Raw genomic sequence first — 18,904 nt, 5'->3', positions numbered from 1 at the left:
ATATGGAAAAACTTCAGCAAATCAGTGAATGGCTCATGCGCTTTGCAATCCTGAATCTGCTGTGGATCGGGTACACCCTGGTCGGAGGGTTAGTGGTTTTCGGAGTCGTACCGGCAACGATTGCACTCTTCAAGGTGCACTTTGACCGCTTGTCTTCGGACCCTGATGAACGCAGTGATTTCCGGGTTTTCCATGAAGGTTTTGTGCAGAACTTCCTTAAAGGAAACGTCTTGATGCTGATTCTGCTTGCTGCAGGACTCTTTTTATATGCGGATTTGTATATCGTTCTCCGCATGGATCATTTCCTCATGACGTTCATTTTCGGGATTCTGATTGCCCTGACGGTGGTGTATATTCTGTTTCTGCTTTACGCGCCAGCCATCTTTGCCTATAAATCCCGTTCGTTTTGGGGGTTGATGAAGGCCTCTTTTACGTTTGCGATGCTGTCACCGGTTTATTCCGGATCCTTACTGCTCGCGTTTGGCATAATCCTGTATGCCGGTTACCAGCTACCGGTGATCCATTTATTTTTCACCGCGAGCATTATGAGTTACCTGGTGACAGTTGTCATTCTTCAGAACATGGAGAAATTACAGCGGATTTCAGCCCGTGAGTAAAGGGATTGTAAAAAAAACGAAAAAAAAAATCCAAGAAAGCGTTGACATTCGGAGCAAATGATCTTACAATTGCCTTACGAAACCGATTTAGTTGCTTTCGAAATTTTGTTCCACCCAAACCTGGATATGAAAGAGCTACCACTCATCATAAAACGTCTTTTTTTTGACAGGAACGAAACCGATTTAGTGGTTTGGGCGAAGCAAACATGAAGGGAACGAAATGGGCTTTCGAGTAAACTAATTCAACACAGGGGGATTGACAATGAAAAAGTATCTTTATTTAACAAGCATCATCGGTATGTCCGCAGTGCTTGCAGCGTGTGGCGGTAATGACGACGGGAACAACAACGTGGACCCGGATGGTGACAATGCAGACAGCCCGAGTGGCGAAGCGAACGAAGAAAACGATGATGCAGAAGTAACTGAAGTTGGTGACGGGGATGCAGACGTGGAATTGTCCGTTTGGCTCTTCGGTGCAACAGGCTACCCGGAACTGGCAGAAGAATATGCTGAAGAAAACCCGGACGTCAGCATCAACTTCCAGGAAATTGAAATGGGTGACCACCACAACAACTTGTTTACAGCGCTCTCAGCTGGCAGTGGTGCGCCGGACCTTGCATTGATCGAAGTATCTGAAATGGATGGGTACAAATCCGCACAAGACCGATTCGTAAACCTGTTTGACATGGGTGCCGGCGATCTTGAAGGTGACTATCTTGATTGGGCTTGGGAAAATGCACAAAACGTAGATGGCGACTTCCTCTTCGGTCTTCCTACTGACGTTGGTCCGACAGCGATGTTCTATCGTGCGGACGTATTTGAAGAAGCTGGCCTTCCTTCTGAGCCTGAAGAATTAGAAGCCATGCTTGAAACATGGGACGACTATGAAGAAGCAGCAGCGACAATTCTTGAAGAAACAGGAAAGCCAATGTCCGGCAACCCGGAAACGTTTTATAACGCAGTCCGTGACCAGGCTCCGCAGTCTTACTTCAACGAAGAAGATGAGTTGATTCTTGAATCAACAGATTATGTAAGAAATGCTTTCATGACAACTTCTGACATGATTGAACAAGGGTATATTGAAAATCTTGGTATGTGGACACCTGAGTGGGGATCCGGCATGGCTGAAGGCGGCTTCGCTTCCATGATGGCACCTGCATGGATGCAAGGTGTTATCCAGGACAACGCACCTGATGCAACAAAATGGAGAATTATCCAGGTACCTGAAGGTGGCGGAAACTGGGGCGGATCGTATATGACAATGCCTGACCAGACTGAACACCCTGAAGAAGCGTATGCGTTCATGGAGTGGCTCCTTGCGCCTGAACAGCAGATGAAAGCTTTTGACAACATGGGCCTCTTCCCGTCTACACCGTCTGTGTATGAAATGGAAGATTTCCAAAATTACACAAGTGACTACTTTGGTGGACAGGAAACTGCTCAAGTATTTGCAGAATCTGCACTCGATGGTGAACACGTTTACCAAGGACCGATGTATGGCGACGTGAACAGTGAGATCTTAGCAGGTCTTGACAACGTCTATGATGGCATCGATCCTGAAGAAGAGTGGGAAGATATCCTTAACCGAGTTGATCAGCGTATCAGCCGATAAAGGTGATTGTCAGCGGGTATGATGAATCATCGTACCCGCTGCAATTTTTTTGCCTGGTTATTGGTTTTGAAAGGTACGCGATACTTGAAGTTCACTACTTATACGCTGTTTTTCAAAACCAATACCAATTAAGTTCTATCACACAAGAGGAGGATTCATATGTCTGATTCCAATGAGGGCTTCAAAGAGTTAAAAGACAGAGAGCCAACGGCGCCGAAAGAGCCGAAGCGTCGTAAGTTTTCACAGAGGCAAAAGAACATGGCATCCGGTTACCTGTTTATTTCACCATTCTATTTCTTGTTTGCGGTTTTCGGGTTGTTCCCGATCCTGTTCAGTTTTTATCTGGCGTTCTTCCGCTGGGACGGTCTCGGTCCGATGGAATACGTCGGGTTTAATAACTTCATCATCATTTTTAATGATCCGCTTTTTTGGAAATCCTTGTATAACACGATCATCATCGGTTTGATGGGGACAGCCCCGCAGCTTCTTGCAGCACTGCTGTTGGCCTTCGCCCTGAACTCCGTTTTGATCAAAGCGAAAAGTGCTTTCCGTCTTGCGATCTTTTTGCCTTACGTCACGTCCATCGTAGCCGTAGCGATCGTGTTCAGTGTCATCTTCAGTAACCAGGCATCAGGCCTCGTGAACTCCTTCATCGGCATGTTTGGTGCTGATCCGGTTACGTGGACCCGTTCTGAATGGGGAACCAAGTTTGCCATTGCAACGATGATTTTCTGGCGCTGGGTCGGGTATAACATGATTATTTATCTGGCAGGTATGCAGAGTATTCCGAACGATTTGTATGAAGCCGCAAAGATTGACGGCGCTTCTGTCCGTCAGCAAATCTGGTATGTGACGATCCCGATGTTGAAGCCGTTCATCATTTTCACGGTGTTCACAGCTACGATCGGTGCACTTCAGGTTTTCGCCGAGCCTCACATCTTCCAGGGAAGAGCGGGGCGAACAGAAGGGATTACCGTTGTGTTGTATCTCTACCGTGACGCCTTCGTCAGTAACTTCTTCGGAACGGCATCTGCAACGGCTATCGTGCTCTTCTTCATCATCATTGTGATGTCCATCTCGAATATGTACTTCGCCAACCGGATTGGCCAGTCGAAGAAGGTAGGTGTGAAATAATGAAGTCAGAAACGCAAAAGACCGTCATCGCGAAAATCCTATTATACATTGGTTTGACGATTGTTTCGCTCGCATCCCTGTTCCCTTTCTACTGGATGTTTGTCATGGCAACCAACTCAAACGAAATGATCAACCGTACACCACCTGTCATGTTTCCAGGTGACCAGCTTGTCATCAACTTTCAAAACGTATTAAACAGCATTCCGTTCTTTCAAACGATGTTGAATTCATTGATCGTCGCAACGTCTATAACAGTTGGTGTATTGCTCTTAACCTCGATCGCCGGTTTTGCCTTTGCAAAACTGCAATTTCCGGGTCGGACTGTACTGTTCATCTTTATTCTCGGTACGATGATGATACCGCCACAGCTTGGGCTGATCCCAACGTACTTCATCATCACCGAGCTCGGCTGGTTAAGTGATCTTCGGGCCATTATTGTTCCAGGTCTGATGAACGCATTCGGGATCTTCTGGATGAGACAATATGTCGCCAGTGCTGTACCTGATGAAATTATTGAGGCTGCACGCATCGACGGATGTTCAAACTTCCGGATTTACTGGAACATCGTTGTACCGGTTATTCTGCCGGCCTTTGCGACACTTGGTATCATCGTATTCATGTTCGTTTGGGGTGACTACCTCTGGCCGCTCGTTGTTCTGCAGGACCAGTCCAGCCAGACGATTCAGGTTGCACTCCGGTCTCTTATGGATGACCGAAGCCGTGACTTCGGGATGATTCTCTCCGGTACCTTCTGGGCTACCGTGCCGCTGGTTGTTGTATTCCTGATGTTTAACAAACTCTTCATCAGAAGTATTGCAGACGGCGCTGTCAAAAGTTAACTTGATTTTCTGGATGGAAAGGACGATTTGATTATGTACCGACTGAATCTGGACAGGTCATTCCAAGTGGATGACTTTCAGAATAAAGCCCCCTTTTCAAGCTTTCTCCCCGGCATTGCCGGGGAGAAAGGCATTCCAGTGTGGGCATTTTATGTGAATCGCGGACAGGGAATTGCTTCCTTCGGGATTCAGGATAAGGACCATGCCATTATGGAATTCCACCCCGCTGATAAAACGTATCAAACCATTTATCAGCAGGGTTTTCGTACGTTTTTGAAGATTAACGGTGAATCAGGCGCGTTTTTTGTGGAGCCATTTTCCGCAACGGAATCCAGTAACCCGGTTGTGACTGAATCCATGCGCGTACAGGAAAATGCGTTGTCACTTCGCTACCAGCATAAAACAGCAGGGATTGACATGGATGTGGATTATGTCACGATCCCTGGCGAAGCGGTTGGCGGCCTGATCCGGCATGTGACGATTAAAAACATCACGGACGCTCCGCAACAGATTGAACTCCTTGACGGGATGCCAAAAGTGATGCCGAGCGGCGTCAGTAATGCCGCATACAAAGAACTCGGAAACACATTGAAAAGCTGGTTTGATGTGGAGGAAGCAGCAGCAGACGTTGCCTTTTATACGCTGAGAGGCAGTATGGGTGACACGGCTGAGGTCAAAGAGATTCATGAAGGAAACTTCTACGCATCCATGGTTGTGAATCACGGCCAGGAAGAGCGCGTGGCACCGGTTACCGATCCGTCAACGGTCTTTGGCATGGACACGTCCTTACAGGTGCCGAAAGGTTTCATCGAAAATGGAATCGAGCGTCAATCCGTATCAACGCAGCAAACCACCAACCGGGTAGCCTGCGGATTCACACCGGTACAGACAACGCTCGAACCAGGTGAAGCGGTAACGATACTCACTCTGATCGGCCATGGCCGTCATAAAGGAGAAGTCGCCACATTTGTTGAGAACCTGTTTACAAAGGATGCCATGCTGGCGAAAAAAGAACAGGCGGTTCAGGTGACGGATGAACTGACAAACGCAGTGGCCTGCGAGACGGCGTATCCGGTTTTCGACAGCTATGCGCGTCAGAACTACCTCGATAATGGCCTTCGTGGCGGGTTTCCGAAAGCATACGGACAGGATCCGGGACAGGTTTTCTATCTGTATTCCCGAAAACACGGCGACCTGGAGCGGGATTACAACTTTTTCTCCATCAGCCCGACATTCTATTCTCAAGGGAACGGCAACTACCGGGACGTGAATCAGAACCGGCGGTGTGATGTTTTGTTCGAACCGCGGGTGCATGACAGCAACGTCCGGCAGTTTATGAGTCTGATTCAGCTTGATGGCTATAACCCATTGGTGGTTAAAGGCACGACATTCAAAGCAGGGAAGAACCTTCCTGAAGTGCTCCGAAAGGCAATGGATCATGACGATGCGAAGAAACTGGAGCCTTTCTTTACGGATCGCTTTACCCCTGGGGAGTTGCTTCATGCCATTGAAGATCAAGGCATTACACTGAGAGAAGACTTTGAAGTCTTGTTACAGGACGTCTTGAAGAACAGCCTGGAATCCATTGATGCGGATCACGGTGAAGGGTTCTGGGTTGATCATTGGACGTATAATCTTGATCTTATCGACAGCTTCCTTGGTGTTTATCCGGACCAGGCAGAAGCATTTTTCACAACGAAAAACTACCCGTTCTATCACAGTCCTGCCAGGATTTTACCACGTCAGGTTACGTATCGTATGGTTGACGGGAAGGGACTGCGTCAATACGATGCGATTGAGGAAGATGAAGAAATGCTCGCCGCACAAAAGCGGGGAGAACAATCATTATGGCTTACGGACGCCTCTGGTGAGCGCTATGAAACGAACCTGTTTTCAAAATTGCTCTTACTCGCGGCAACGAAAACCGCAGCCATTGCGCCATTTGGATTGGGTATTGAAATGGAAGCCGGGAAGCCTGGGTGGAACGACTCCTTAAACGGGCTGCCAGGACTGCTTGGTGCAAGCACGTCTGAGCTGATGGAATTGAAGCGACTGTTGAATCTTCTTGAAAAAAACGGTGCGCGTGAAGCACACTTACCGGTGGAAGCGGTCGTCATGATCAAAGCATTGACCCGCGTCATTGAGGCGCCTGCAGCAGACGAAATAAAAGAGTGGGACGAGCGGGCACAGGTTCGTGAAGCATTCCGAAGTAAACTCCCCGAAGGACCGGTGACGGAAGGTGTCCTGAATGTGAACGCGGTTCGTCAGGCCGTTACTGCTTTTCGAAAGCTGACCAAGAAGAGCGTGGACGCTGTAAATGACTACGGTGAATTGATTCCGACGTATGTCTATTTCGAATTGGACGGCGAACTGCCTGAGAATGGTGACTTCTCAGAGCTGGCATTAAAGCCGGTGGCAGTGACACCATTTCTAGAAGGCATTGTCAAAAAGATGAAGGTATCTGATCCGGCAGGTGCGAAGCAGTTGTATGATCAGGTCAAGTCATCGAACCTGTTTGATCAGAAGTTGAACATGTATAAGACGTCGATGCCGATCAAAGATGAAACGAGTGACATCGGCCGGGCGAAAGCCTTTACCCCGGGCTGGCTCGAGAATGAGTCGATCTTTTTGCATATGGCTTATAAGTATCATTTGGAAACCTTGAAAAGCGGACTCTATGAAGACTTCTACCAGGATATTCATCAGGCACTGATTCCGTTTCTCGATCCGGAAATGTACGGGCGCAGCACACTGGAGAATTCATCGTTCATCGCAAGTTCTGCAAACCCGGATGCAACTGTTCACGGGCGTGGCTTTGTGGCACGGTTGAGCGGCTCTACGGTTGAATTTCTGCAAATGTGGCTTGTCATGATGGGAGCGTCGAAGCCGTTTACGGTTGCAGAAGGGCAATTGAAGTTTCAGTTGAACCCGGCACTCCCTGCAGATTTCTTTACTGATCAAAACACAGTATCATTCCAATTGTTCAAGGGCTGCGAAGTAACATATCATAACCCGGATCAGCGAAGTACTTTCGGTGAAAATGCCGTGAAGCCGGTATCGTATTCACTGACGTATCTGGATGCTGGAACGGAAGAATGTCAGGCTGATGAAGTGCTCGGAAAACGGGCAGAAGCAATTCGAAATGGTGAAGTGAGCGCGATTTCGGTTCAATTGGCTTAATGCAAATACGATGTTTGTTTACGGGAAGGCTGAGTTTATCAGCCTTCTTTTTACACTTCATAGGAATGTATACGTTTGTTAAAGGATTGAAGTATACGTGCAACTAAGGCTTTTGCGAATAACAGAAACAAGCACCTCAACCATCAGTAATGGTCGGGGTGCTTCTTGTCGTTTCGCATGAGACGGAGACTGTTGGCCGTGACGAGCAGGGTGGCGCCCATATCTGCCAGAATGGCAATCCATAATGTGAGCCAGCCGGGAATCACCAGGAGCAGAGCCAGTGCCTTCAGCCCAAGGGAAAATGAGATGTTCTGTTTGATGATGCGCAGAGCTTTTCGGCTTAAGGAAACGGTGTAGGGCAGTTTCGACAGATCATCAGACATGAGCGCGATGTCTGCCGTTTCAAGAGCTGTATCCGTCCCGGCCCCGCCCATGGCAATTCCTAAATTCGCTGCTGCGAGTGCAGGTGCGTCGTTGACGCCGTCACCCACCATGGCAATGTGTTTCTTTCCTTCACGGAGTCTGTGAATGTGATTCAGTTTATCTTCCGGCAGAAGTTTTGATTCCACTTCTGTAACGCCTGCCTGCTTTCCGATTGCTGTGGCGGTTCGCTCGTTGTCACCGGTTAACATCACGGTGTCGATCCCCATCTGGTTTAAGTCACGTATGACGCTTTTCGCAACAGGCCTTACTTCATCTGCTGCAGCAATGAGTCCTTCAATCCCCAGATCGGTTCCAAAGACCATGACGGTTTTTCCGTCTGTCTGAAGCTGATCAATCATTTCTGCGGAAGAAGCGGTCAGCTCGATGTTCAACTCTGTAAATAAATCAGGGCTGCCGGCATAGTAACGGACATCGTCGATGCGGGCGGCGACACCCTTGCCGGTGATCGATTGAAACTCAAACACGTCCTGGATGGCGATCTGTTCGTCTTTTGCTTTTCGCATAATGGCTGAAGCAAGTGGATGCTGCGAGCTTTTTTCCAACGAAGCCGCAAGCGAGAGCAAATCGTGTTCAGCACGGCTGAAGGTGATGATATCGGTGACGGCAGGTGTGCCCATCGTCAATGTACCGGTCTTATCGAACGCAATCGCCTTCAGACCACCTGCTTCCTCCAAGTGGATTCCGCCTTTGATCAAAACGCCGTTTCTTGCTGCATTCCCGATGGCCGTGACGACAGCAATGGGTGTCGATATCACGAGCGCACATGGACATCCTACCACTAATGTGGCGAGGCCGAGGTAAATCCACTGGTCCCAAGGAGCCCCCATTGTAAGCGGGGGAACGGTCATGACGAGAATCGCAAGAACAATCACAGCTGGTGTGTAATAGGCCGCAAAGCGGTCTACAAATTTTTGAGACGGTGCTTTCTCGGCCTGTGCTTCTTCTACCAGGTGAATAATTTTTGCGATGGTTGTGTCTTCTGCCCGCTTGGTCACCTCGACTTCCAGGAACCCTTCCTCATTGAGTGTGCCGGCAAAGACCTCATCTGCGATGTCTTTTGTGACCGGGACACTTTCCCCGGTGATCGCGGCCTGATTGATTGTGGAGAGCCCGCTTATTACAACGCCATCCATGGCAAGCTTTTGTCCAGGTTTGACGATCATCACGTCACCGATTTGAATATCCGACACGTGAACAGACCGTTCTTCACCATGACGTTTAATGAGTGCTTCTTTTGGCGCAATAGCCATGAGTGATGAGATTGATTGCCGGGCTTTGTCCATGGAAAAACGTTCAAGGGCCTCACTGATGGCAAACAAAATGACAACCACAGCACCTTCCACCCACTCACCAATGAGAGCTGCGCCAATGACAGCAATGGTCATGAGCGTGTTCATATCAAAAGTGAAGGTTGCAAGGTTTCTGAAGCCTTTTTGAAAAAGGGAGTAGCCGCCTAGGATGATGGCCAGCAAAAAGCCAATGGTAGTGGCGGGGTGATCCATACCTGCGACTCCGGCAAACAGAAGGGAAGTGATCAGTAAAACAATCGACGCGTACACATTCCAGTTTGCTTTTTGCTTCCAAAATGAAACCGGTGTTTCTGGTTGACCGTGTTCCGGGCGGACGCGGATCCCTTCGAATGCCCCTGCTTTTTCAAGTTCATCGATGGTTGCTTCACCGGATACGGTTAATTTTGCTGCTCCAAAATTCACTTTCGCATCAGAGACACCCTCCAGGTGTCTCACGTTCTTTTCGAACGTTTCGGCACAAATCGCTCAGGATAATCCTTCGATACGATAAGTGGCATGGCTTATCTGAACAGATTTTGCAGTGTTATCAAGTCTTGGTTCACCCATGAGCGTTCACCCCTTCTTTGGCATGTTCAAGAGCAGTCATCACAAGCTGTCGGATGTGGTCGTCATCCAACGAGTAGAAGGCGAGCTTTCCTTCTTTGCGGAATTTGACGATATCCTGTTTATACAACGTTCTTAAGTGATGAGAAGTTGTGGCGACTGTAGCGTCGATAATATTCGCCAGGTCACAGACGCAGAGCTCATCATTATGACAGAGCGCATAGGCAATTTTTGCCCGGTTCTCTTCACCTAATGCTTTAAAGAGGTTCGCGGCGAATTGTATAGGGGACTGCGCCAAGGCTTTTTTTGCGGCGCTGACCTTTTCCTGATCGTATTGGTAGATCTCGCAGGTATCCAGTTGAGTCATGTTCATCTTCCTCCACTCATTCAAATTTTCATTTGATTAAACTATAGCATGGGGAAGGGGATACATTCAAGCAATGATTTGAATGAAAAAGACACCCGCCATCGCGGGTGTCGATCGTTTAAGGTGCAAGAGGAATAAGGGCATCTTGCGGAATATGAATGGTTAAGGTATCACCTGACTGATAGCGGGAGGTATCTTCTGCGACAATCCGCCAGCTTACCCCGCCGATTGTCACGTGGATCATGCCCTGGCGAACGCCGGGGATGATGCGTTCAACCGTTGCGGTAAATTGATTGGGGAGATTCGTTTCCGTCTCTCGCAGGATGCGGAGGTGGTGGGCATGAACGGCGATTCCTTGTGGAGAGGCGTGATCTTTGGGCGAAGTAAATGCAGCCTCCCCGATGCTCAGGGCTCCTGGCGCTTCGACCTGCAGGAATTCGCTAGGAAATATATTTTCGATCCCGAGAATTTCTGCAGCGGCAATGGATTTTGGACGGGTGAGAACGTCGCTGCGGTCTCCTTGCTGAAGTACTTTTCCTTCAGAGAAGAGCATCCCATTTTCACCAAGCCGGTAGGCTTCTTCGATGTTGTGGGTCACAAGCAGTGCAATTCCGTTGTAGTGTTCACCCAAAAGTCGCAGCATATCTTCCTCGAGCTGGCGGCGGATGTGCTGATCGAGTGCTGAAAAAGGTTCATCCAGAAGCAGAAGCTTCGGTTCGGTGATCATCGACCGGGCAAGCGCTACCCGCTGCTTTTGGCCACCTGATAATTGTCCGGGGTAGCGTTGACCAAACCCCCTCAGCTTGATCAGGTCGAGCCAGTCGCTGACTGAACTTCGGATTTCTTCTCTTGGCCGACCTTTCAAGCCGTACGCGATATTCTCTGCGACAGTCAAGTGTGGGAAGAGGGCATAGCTTTGAAAAACGTAACCGGTCTGTCGTTGCTGCGGGGAAAGGTGAATTTTCCGCTGACTGTCATACCAGGTTTCGCCGTCCATGATGATCTTCCCATTATCCGGTTTTAAAACACCGGCAAGTGCCTGTAAGGTTAGGCTTTTTCCGCAGCCGGAAGGACCGAGTATCCCCGTCAGTCCTGGCTTAACAGAGAAGGCAATGTCGAGTGTGAATTCCGGGAACTGTTTATGAATTTGTACGTCCAGCATGGCATTCACCCTTGAATGACCCGTTTTTCCAAACGGTTAATGGTATAGAGGATGGTGACGGCAACGATGGTCATAATGGCGACCAGTGTGTTTGCCATGACCCGGTCCCCTGCGAGGAGTGCGTCGTAGATCGCAATGGGCATGGTCATCGTCTCATTGGGTATACTCCCGGCGATCATCAGCGTTGCGCCGAAATCGCCCAAGGCTCTGGCAAATGTCATGGTCATGCCGGCAACGATCCCCCGCCAGGCAAGCGGAATGGTGATCGTGAGAAAAATATTGATACGGGATCGCCCGAGAATCGCGGCAGAATGAAGGACATCTTCACCAACAGAACTGAAGGCCGTTTTTGCCGATTTGATCATAAATGGAATCGATACGACGAGGGCCGCAACGACAGCTCCTGCAGGCGTGAAGGCAATCGTGATACCGAAATGATCTTCAAGAAAGCGTCCGATGCCGCTGTTGCGTCCGAGCAGCACGAGCAGGTAATAGCCGAGAACGGTGGGCGGGAGGACGATTGGCAGCGTGATCAATGTATCGATCAGTGTGCTGAACCGTGTATCGGTTTTATGTAAATAATAAGCGATGGGAATGCCGATCAGAATCGCCAGAAACGTCGCCGTCAATGCGACACGAAGTGAGAGGAATAATGGGAATAAGGAAATATCCATCATGATAACTCTTCTGGCACAATGAAGCCGTAATTCTCCATAACCTCTTTGCCTGAACCCGTTGTTATGAAATCAATAAAAGCCTGGCCTTCATCGGTATGATCGGAATAACTGACGACACCGATGACCTGTTCAATCGGATCATGGAGTTCTTCATCGAGTAATACAAAATGATAGTCCTCTTCATTGGCAATGCCTAATGAGTAGGCAATGATGCCGACTTCCGCATTGCCGGTTTCAATTTGAACAAATGCGTCGGTGATATTACGGCCATAGACAAGCTTGTCTTTTACATCATCGTGCAAACCACTGGAAAAAAAGCGCTTCTTCTGCGGCCATTCCGTATGGCGCGTGAGCGGGGTTGGCAATCGATATCCGGCCGATATCCGGTGACCTTAGATCCTCCATGGTTTCAGCAAGCCCTTCATTTTCACTGTTCATCATTAAACCGATTCTGCCAAATGCATAAGGTGTGGCAGACGTTTCAATGATGTCGTCTGTTTCAATCAGTCGATCGATAAAGGACACATTCGCCGAGGCGAATACGTCGAATGGTGCACCATTTTCAATTTGATCAGCCAGTTGTCCGGTCGAGCCGAACGAAAACGACAGTTCCACACCACGCTCCTCTTCATAATCGTCTTTTAAGGCATTGAAAGCGGGCCCCAAATCGGAAGCTGCGGCAATGGAGAGTTTGACAGTGTCATCACTGGCATTCTCAGAGTTGCATGCGGTTCCGAATATCAGGATGGATAGAAAAGATAACAAAAGACCTGTTTTGATGAACATGAAAATTCCCCCCCCAGGTTACTATACAAAAAGAGGCGCGGTAAAGAACCCGCGCCTCTTGATTGACTGCATCAATGAAGCGCCTCCTTTACAACAAAGGAAGGTCCGCGCGTTTCCGCCTCGAACCCCGTGAATGATCCGGTTGACCGAATCACTCAGGTCCGTTCACCATAGCGGAAACGGCCACAGGTGAAACGGACTCGGAGACATGCTTTCATTATACTGCAAATCAGTTGAAACATACAAAAGAAGATTTTATGACAAAAACGGATTGCTACAGACTGAGGTTATTTGAGAGTCGGTCAGTTGTCTTCTTGAATATTGATACTTTTCACACACAGGTCAGTGCTCATCAAAAATGGAGAATTATGACGACTGCTTTTTCAAACGAATAACATTCCAGGATGTTTTGTTTAATTTCACCTGAAGCTCATCGTTTTCCCAATGGTTTTCACCTGAATGATGTGGCGCTACATTTTGTTTTAAAGCAGTGTTCGTCAATTTGAGATCAGGATTCTCAAGGACGATGTGTTCGATGACTTTAAAAGACTTAAAATCTTTCATTGAAAATTGAACCAGAACGTCTTCCTGGAGATGCCTGTTCAATGCAAAAATCGTAAGTTCTTCGGATTCCTCATCATACGTAACGGCCGTGTCTGCATAAGGCACATCGGTAAAATCCTTGGTGTCGAATTTAGGCATAGAAGCAATCGTCTGTAAAGAAGACCCTTTACCGTACAATGAAGCGTGCATGTATGGATAAAAGATCGTTTGCTTCCAGGCGTCGCCGCCACTCTCTGTTACTATTGGTGCGATAACGTTAACCAGTTGAGCCAAACAGGCCATTTTGATCCGATCCGCATGTTTCAGGAACGTAATCAGAATGCCGCCAACAAGCAGTGCATCCTCCATATTATAACGATCTTCCAATTGCGGTGGAGCGATCTGCCACTTTTCCAGGTTTTTATCATCTTCATGAGAATGATACCAGACATTCCACTCATCAAAGCTGAGCATCATCGTTTTTTTGCTGCGTTTCTTCGCTTTAATATAATCACATACCGATGTGACGGTGTTGATGAAATGATCGAGTTCCATGGTGCTGGCAAGGTAATTTTGAGAGTCATTATCCGGGTTTCCGAAATACTGATGAAGGGAGACGTAATCAGCCAATTCGTAGGTGTGATTCAGCGTCGTTGCTTCCCATTCAGGGAATGTAGGCATTCCTGAACCGGAACTGCCGCAGGAGACCAGTTCGATGTCCGGATCTACCTGTTTCATGGCCTTTCCGGTTTCGGCGGCGAGGCGGCCATATTCTTCTGCCGTTTTCTGTCCCATCTGCCAGCTTCCGTCCATTTCATTTCCAAGGCACCACGTCTTAATCTTATGAGGTTCCTCATAGCCGTGTTCTCTTCGCTGATCACTCCAGTAGGAACCACTCGGGTGATTGCAGTATTCTACTAAATTTCTTGCAGCATCAATCCCTCGTGTACCAAGGTTGACGGCCATCATGACTTCTGAATTGACTTTTTTGGCAAAGTCCATGAATTCATTCGTTCCAAATTGATTGGTTTCTATCACTTGCCATGCCAATTCGAGTCTGCGAGGGCGTTCGTCCTTTGATCCGACGCCATCTTCCCAGTTATAAGCTGAAAGCATGTTTCCCCCGGGATAACGAATGATGGGCACGTTCAATTGATTGATGAGGGAAATGACATCTTTTCTGAATCCCTGTTGATCTGCTTCAGGGTGACCAGGTTCATAGATTCCGCCATATACAGCCCGGCCCATGTGTTCGATAAAAGAACCATATATCCGTTGATCGACCTTGCCAATGATGGCGCTTTTGTCGAGTAATACATTAGCTTTTTTCATGTGATCCACCTTCTTATAAAAGATTTGCCTTGAGTTGTAATTTGTAGATGGTCCGATTAAAGAACCACATTAATATATATGCCAATAGACTCCCGGTGAAAAAGATAATAAACGCAGGAAATGCCAGAGATAAATAGAGGCTTGCCCAAACAATCATCGCAAAACTGATGGCAACATGAACTCTCCCGAAAACAAACCGGAATGACTGAAGGATGGCATTTTTAACCCCGCCTTTATAATACGCCCATACCGGAAAGAGTGACACAATCAGCAGGGTGTAGATGACAATAATCAATAGAAATGAAATGGTCACAGGTAACGGGACAGCTCCCTCTGATGAAGAAATCAGGTGATAGTTCAAATAAAGCAAAGCCCCGATCCCTGTAAATAGCCAGCCAACCAGATTGGCTTTCCAGAAATAGCTTTTAAACGTCTGGTGGAAAGGTTTGATGATTGGTGACTCCGCGTCCTGACTGATCCAGCGATGAACCATCGTAAACAGGGCAACAGTTGACGGGAATAAACCAAGAATAACTGCGCCGATGAGCGTGTAACCAAGCCAGGTGAGATTTAATAAAGCAAACCTGCTGATAAACCGAAATGCTTCTTCTAATTTAGATACAATCATAATGTCCTCCTGTCATTCTGAACAATTAACCCTTTACGCCACCTGAAGTGAGTCCGGCAATGAAAAAACGTTGGAAGAACAAGAACAGAATGATGATCGGAATAATCGCCATGACTGAACCTGAGAACAAAATTTCATAGTTATTCCCGTATGGTGTCAAAAGCGTCGCCAAACCAACCGGAAGTGTAAACATATCGTTTGAACGCAGCACAATTAATGGCCAAAGAAAGTTATTCCAGCTCATCAAACCAGTTAAAATGGCCATGGCGGCAAATGAAGGAAGCATCAAAGGTGCCATGATCCTGGCGTAAATCCCAAATTCAGTACAACCATCTACTCTTCCGGACTCCATTAATTCTTTAGGGAGACCCAGACAATACTGTCTGAAAAAGAACACGGTGATTGGAGCGACAATCAGTGGCAGCATGACACCAAAATAGGTGTCAACGAGTCTGAGGTTGATCATCATCGTATAAAGTGGCAGCATCAGGATTTCGAATGGAATCATTAATATGAGCAAAACGAGAATAAAGATGAATCGTTTCCCCTTAAACTCATACAATGCCAGCGCGTAGCCGACGAGTGAAGAGAAAAACAGTGAAATAACAATCAATACACCGGAGATGATCAGACTGTTTAAGTACCAGCGCCAATATGCACCAGCTTCTCCGCCGAATAAAACGTCGAAGTTCTCCATTGTGAAAGCTGAGAAAAACAATTCCGGAGCCAGCCCGAATCGCATTAAATCAGAAGAAGGGCTGAATGATGCAACGATCAAAGATATTACCGGGAATAATGCGACGAGTGAAATTAAGCTAAAGAAAATAATAAGTCCGACAGATGCTGTTTTTTCTTTAGCATTTAAATTCGAGAACTTCATTTATGAATCCTCCTTTTTAAATGCACCGGTTAAGTACAATTGAATCAGACTGACAATGAAGATAATGCCGAGGAGAACAATGCCGATTGCTGCACCAAAGCCCATGTCATTTCTCTGAATGCCTTCGGAGTAGATATATCCGACCATCGTTAAGCCGATGTTGCCGGGTGACGTTGTTTCAAAGAAAACAAAACTTTCTTCGAACATGCGAAACCCATTAATCGTTGTGATGGTTGAGAGGAAAATGAAAATAGGTTTGATTGCCGGGAACGTAACGTTTCTGAATTTCTGCCACGCGTTTGCACCGTCAATATCCGCAGCCTCGTATAAATCTTTACTGACATTTTGCAGGGCAGCAAGGTAGTAAAGAACATTAACCCCCATCCATCTCCAGGACGCTAATGCGACCATCAAAAACATTGCGGTACCAGCGCTGTACCTCCATTCAACCGGCTCGAATCCAAAAAATTGAATAAATTGGTTCGCGAAAGCGGCATCTGATTCACCGAAAATCATTCGAAAGATTGTACCGGCAACGATGACGGAAGTTAATGCCGGAATAAATATAGATGCTCTGAAGAAATTGGTGAATTTGATTAAGCGATGATTTAAGAAGATAGCTAAGATCATCGGGATAATGGTCAGAATGACAACCGTCCAAACCACATAGATCGTTGTATTCTGCAACGCCGTATAAAAGACGGGATTGAAAACTCGTTCGTAATTGGAAAATCCTATATATTCAACCTGGCCAGGGACGACTCTTTGAAAACTCATGTTAAGAGCACTGATCATTGGATAAAGTGATAATAATAGGAATGAAAGGATGAAAGGAGAAACGAAAATGTATGGTGCCCATGTTTTTGAATACAAAATATTGGACCGACTGGTCTTTTTCGACACTCTTTCAGATTTTGTTGACATGGATTAAGCCTCCTTATTTTAATGACTGGATCAGTTCATTTACGGTTCATAACTTTCTGTCAGAGCAAGATGGCACCTTGTCTTTCATCGAACAAAACCCCCTTAATAAAATGAAGCGATTACAAACGAATTAACTTATACGTATATGTTCTTGAATGGATTATATAACACATGAGTTTCGTGTGCAAGTGTAATATTGAATCTCCGCTAATATGTCAGAAAACGTTATTTATATTGTGTTATAACGACATTTTCATACAATCAATAAAGAGTATTTTTTACAAATGGGTAGAAATAAAAACCGTTGACTTATACGTATATGTTTATTATAATCAAAACCAACACTTGAATTATTCAATGTGTCGAGAGTTCGCAATAGTCATGTTTCAGATTCAAGTGAGAGTCAAAGGTTAAAACGCTTGCGGTGTAAGCGTTAACAAAAAAGGGAGGAATCACTTATGAAAAGATTTTGGCATTACTCTGCTGTGGTTGGCTCGATGGTATTATTGGCTGCTTGTGGTGGCGATGATGAAAATGGAGGCAATGCTGACGGGGATCAAGGCGGGAATGAAGCAGATGGGGAAGCTGACGAAGTTGTTGTTGCAGGTGAAGATATTGAAGGAGCAACTGAGCTGACTTTTTGGACTTTTGCTGAAACACATGCAACTTTTTTTGAGAATGCTACTGAAAGATGGAACGAAGAAAACGAAGATAACCCCATTCAACTGACTGCTGAAGTTTATCCATTTGATCAGATGCATAACAATCTGTTGCTCTCTTTGCAATCAGGTTCAGGGGCTCCAGACCTTGCTGATATTGAAATAGCGAGATTTCCGAACTTTTTATTAGGGGACGTTCAATTAGAACCTTTGAATGATTTAATCGATGATGAATTAGATAATTTTATTACAGAGCGGCTTGATATCTATGGGCAGGATGACACTTATTACGGAGCACCAACCCATTTAGGCGCAACGGTTATGTATTACAATACGGAAATTATGGATGAGGCTGGAGTAGACATTGATGAGATCGTTACGTGGGATGACTACATCGAAGCGGGTCAGCAAGTTGTTGAACAGGCAGATGTTCCAATGACAACTATCTCGACAAACTGGTATGGTTTATGGCCGTTTGTTGCACAGCGAGGTTCCGACTTTTTTGATGAAAACGGAGAGTTAACTTTAGCAAATGACATGAATATTGAAACGCTGCAGTTTGTCTCAGACCTTGTTAATGAACATGAGATTGCTCAAGTAACTCCGGGGGAGCATAATCATTCGGAAGAATATTTCGGCTTTATGAATAACGGTGGTGCAGGTTCTGCTTTAATGCCGCTCTTCTACATGTCAAGTTTCTTGGCAGATATGCCGGACCTTTCAGGGAAAATGGAGATTCGACCAATGCCTGTGTTTGATGAATCGGATGCAAGAACAGTAGGTATGGGTGGTACTGGTACATCTGTGACGAGTCAATCAGATAACGTGGATTTGGCAAAAGAGTTTTTATATTTTGCGAAAATGTCCTACGAAGGAAACATTAATTTGTGGACAGAATTAGGGTTTGACCCGCCACGATGGGATGTTTGGGATGATGAAGAATTATTGGCAGATAATGAATTCTATGATTACTTCCATGACGATATCTTTGACATTCTGCTTGGTATCCGGGATGAGGTTGAAGGTGTCCATATCATGCCGAATACGCCGGATGTGTTGGATGAAATAGATACCAATGTGATGTTTAATGTTATTCGGGAGCAAGCGCAAACTCCACAAGAAGCACTTGAACAGGCGGAAGAAAGCATCAGACCTAGAATGGATGATTAATCATCCATGAATGATTCTCCTTAGGCTTCCGTTTATCTGTAAACGGTTGTCTAAGGAGATAATTATACATACTGCAGTAAGTCTATTTTACATAGAC

At 46.5% G+C, this 18,904-nt stretch carries 16 protein-coding genes and 1 riboswitch; of the genes, 6 read left to right on the top strand and 10 right to left on the bottom strand.

All coding sequences use genetic code 11. The features are described from left to right. Positions 1–2: 2 nt before the first annotated feature. The 5 genes from BBEV_RS15140 to BBEV_RS15120 all read left to right on the top strand — a co-directional run bounded on the left by BBEV_RS15140 (position 3) and on the right by BBEV_RS15120 (position 7,382). Positions 3–617 carry a YesL family protein gene (locus BBEV_RS15140; RefSeq protein WP_069366224.1) on the top strand — a complete coding sequence of 205 codons (615 nt, stop codon included), beginning with the start codon at positions 3–5 and terminating at the stop codon, positions 615–617. Between the two features lie 262 nt (positions 618–879). Beyond that, the gene (locus tag BBEV_RS15135) at positions 880–2,229 is read left to right on the top strand and encodes an ABC transporter substrate-binding protein (RefSeq protein ID WP_069366223.1); all 1,350 of its coding nucleotides are present in this window, start codon (positions 880–882) and stop codon (positions 2,227–2,229) included. 159 nt (positions 2,230–2,388) lie between these two features. Continuing rightward, positions 2,389–3,363 (top strand): carbohydrate ABC transporter permease, encoded by a 975-nt coding sequence (locus BBEV_RS15130; protein ID WP_069366222.1) that lies wholly within the window; start codon positions 2,389–2,391, stop codon positions 3,361–3,363. After that, complete coding sequence (locus BBEV_RS15125; RefSeq protein ID WP_069366221.1) at positions 3,363–4,202, top strand: carbohydrate ABC transporter permease; 840 nt, start codon at positions 3,363–3,365, stop codon at positions 4,200–4,202. The genes BBEV_RS15130 and BBEV_RS15125 overlap by 1 nt, the downstream gene beginning before the upstream one ends. Before the next feature lie 33 nt (positions 4,203–4,235). After that, positions 4,236–7,382, top strand: a complete 3,147-nt coding sequence (locus tag BBEV_RS15120; RefSeq protein ID WP_069366220.1) for a hypothetical protein — start codon at positions 4,236–4,238, stop codon at positions 7,380–7,382. Between the two features lie 143 nt (positions 7,383–7,525). Here the strand turns inward: BBEV_RS15120 and BBEV_RS15115 are convergent, their stop codons facing one another. From BBEV_RS15115 to BBEV_RS15075, 10 genes are all read right to left on the bottom strand, one after another. Then, positions 7,526–9,682: a heavy metal translocating P-type ATPase gene (locus BBEV_RS15115; RefSeq protein WP_084007425.1), complete on the bottom strand. Its 2,157-nt coding sequence runs from the start codon at positions 9,680–9,682 to the stop codon at positions 7,526–7,528. Next, entirely contained in the window at positions 9,675–10,046 is a 372-nt protein-coding gene (locus tag BBEV_RS15110; RefSeq protein ID WP_069366219.1) for an ArsR/SmtB family transcription factor, read from the bottom strand. Before BBEV_RS15110 ends, BBEV_RS15115 begins: the two co-directional genes overlap by 8 nt. Before the next feature lie 118 nt (positions 10,047–10,164). Continuing rightward, on the bottom strand, positions 10,165–11,208 hold the full coding sequence (locus BBEV_RS15105; RefSeq protein ID WP_069366218.1) for a sulfate/molybdate ABC transporter ATP-binding protein: 1,044 nt from the start codon (positions 11,206–11,208) through the stop codon (positions 10,165–10,167). A gap of 5 nt (positions 11,209–11,213) precedes the next feature. Beyond that, the gene (modB, locus tag BBEV_RS15100; protein WP_069366217.1) at positions 11,214–11,885 is read right to left on the bottom strand and encodes a molybdate ABC transporter permease subunit; all 672 of its coding nucleotides are present in this window, start codon (positions 11,883–11,885) and stop codon (positions 11,214–11,216) included. Beyond that, positions 11,882–12,187, bottom strand: a complete 306-nt coding sequence (gene modA, locus BBEV_RS17935; RefSeq protein WP_198155019.1) for a molybdate ABC transporter substrate-binding protein — start codon at positions 12,185–12,187, stop codon at positions 11,882–11,884. The genes modB and modA (BBEV_RS17935) overlap by 4 nt, the downstream gene beginning before the upstream one ends. Next, positions 12,177–12,671: a molybdate ABC transporter substrate-binding protein gene (modA, locus tag BBEV_RS17930; RefSeq protein ID WP_084007423.1), complete on the bottom strand. Its 495-nt coding sequence runs from the start codon at positions 12,669–12,671 to the stop codon at positions 12,177–12,179. The genes modA (BBEV_RS17935) and modA (BBEV_RS17930) overlap by 11 nt, the downstream gene beginning before the upstream one ends. A gap of 67 nt (positions 12,672–12,738) precedes the next feature. Next, positions 12,739–12,889: riboswitch (molybdenum cofactor riboswitch) on the bottom strand. Between the two features lie 148 nt (positions 12,890–13,037). Then, on the bottom strand, positions 13,038–14,546 hold the full coding sequence (gene arfA, locus BBEV_RS15090) for an arabinosylfuranosidase ArfA (protein WP_069366216.1): 1,509 nt from the start codon (positions 14,544–14,546) through the stop codon (positions 13,038–13,040). A gap of 13 nt (positions 14,547–14,559) precedes the next feature. Continuing rightward, the gene (locus BBEV_RS15085; protein WP_069366215.1) at positions 14,560–15,174 is read right to left on the bottom strand and encodes a YesL family protein; all 615 of its coding nucleotides are present in this window, start codon (positions 15,172–15,174) and stop codon (positions 14,560–14,562) included. Positions 15,175–15,199: 25 nt separating this feature from the next. Continuing rightward, positions 15,200–16,054 carry a carbohydrate ABC transporter permease gene (locus BBEV_RS15080; RefSeq protein ID WP_069366214.1) on the bottom strand — a complete coding sequence of 285 codons (855 nt, stop codon included), beginning with the start codon at positions 16,052–16,054 and terminating at the stop codon, positions 15,200–15,202. Then, positions 16,055–16,978, bottom strand: a complete 924-nt coding sequence (locus BBEV_RS15075; protein ID WP_069366213.1) for a carbohydrate ABC transporter permease — start codon at positions 16,976–16,978, stop codon at positions 16,055–16,057. It abuts the gene before it with no gap. Between the two features lie 458 nt (positions 16,979–17,436). Here BBEV_RS15075 and BBEV_RS15070 point away from each other — a divergent pair, with 458 nt between their 5' ends. After that, entirely contained in the window at positions 17,437–18,807 is a 1,371-nt protein-coding gene (locus BBEV_RS15070; protein ID WP_069366212.1) for an ABC transporter substrate-binding protein, read from the top strand. Positions 18,808–18,904: the final 97 nt, after the last annotated feature.

Origin of the sequence: Salisediminibacterium beveridgei, from assembly GCF_001721685.1 — a bacterium.
Lineage (GTDB): Bacteria > Bacillota > Bacilli > Bacillales > Salisediminibacteriaceae > Salisediminibacterium > Salisediminibacterium beveridgei.
The sequence above is the reverse complement of the archived record's forward strand: the minus strand, read 5'-3'. Positions and strand labels throughout refer to the sequence as shown.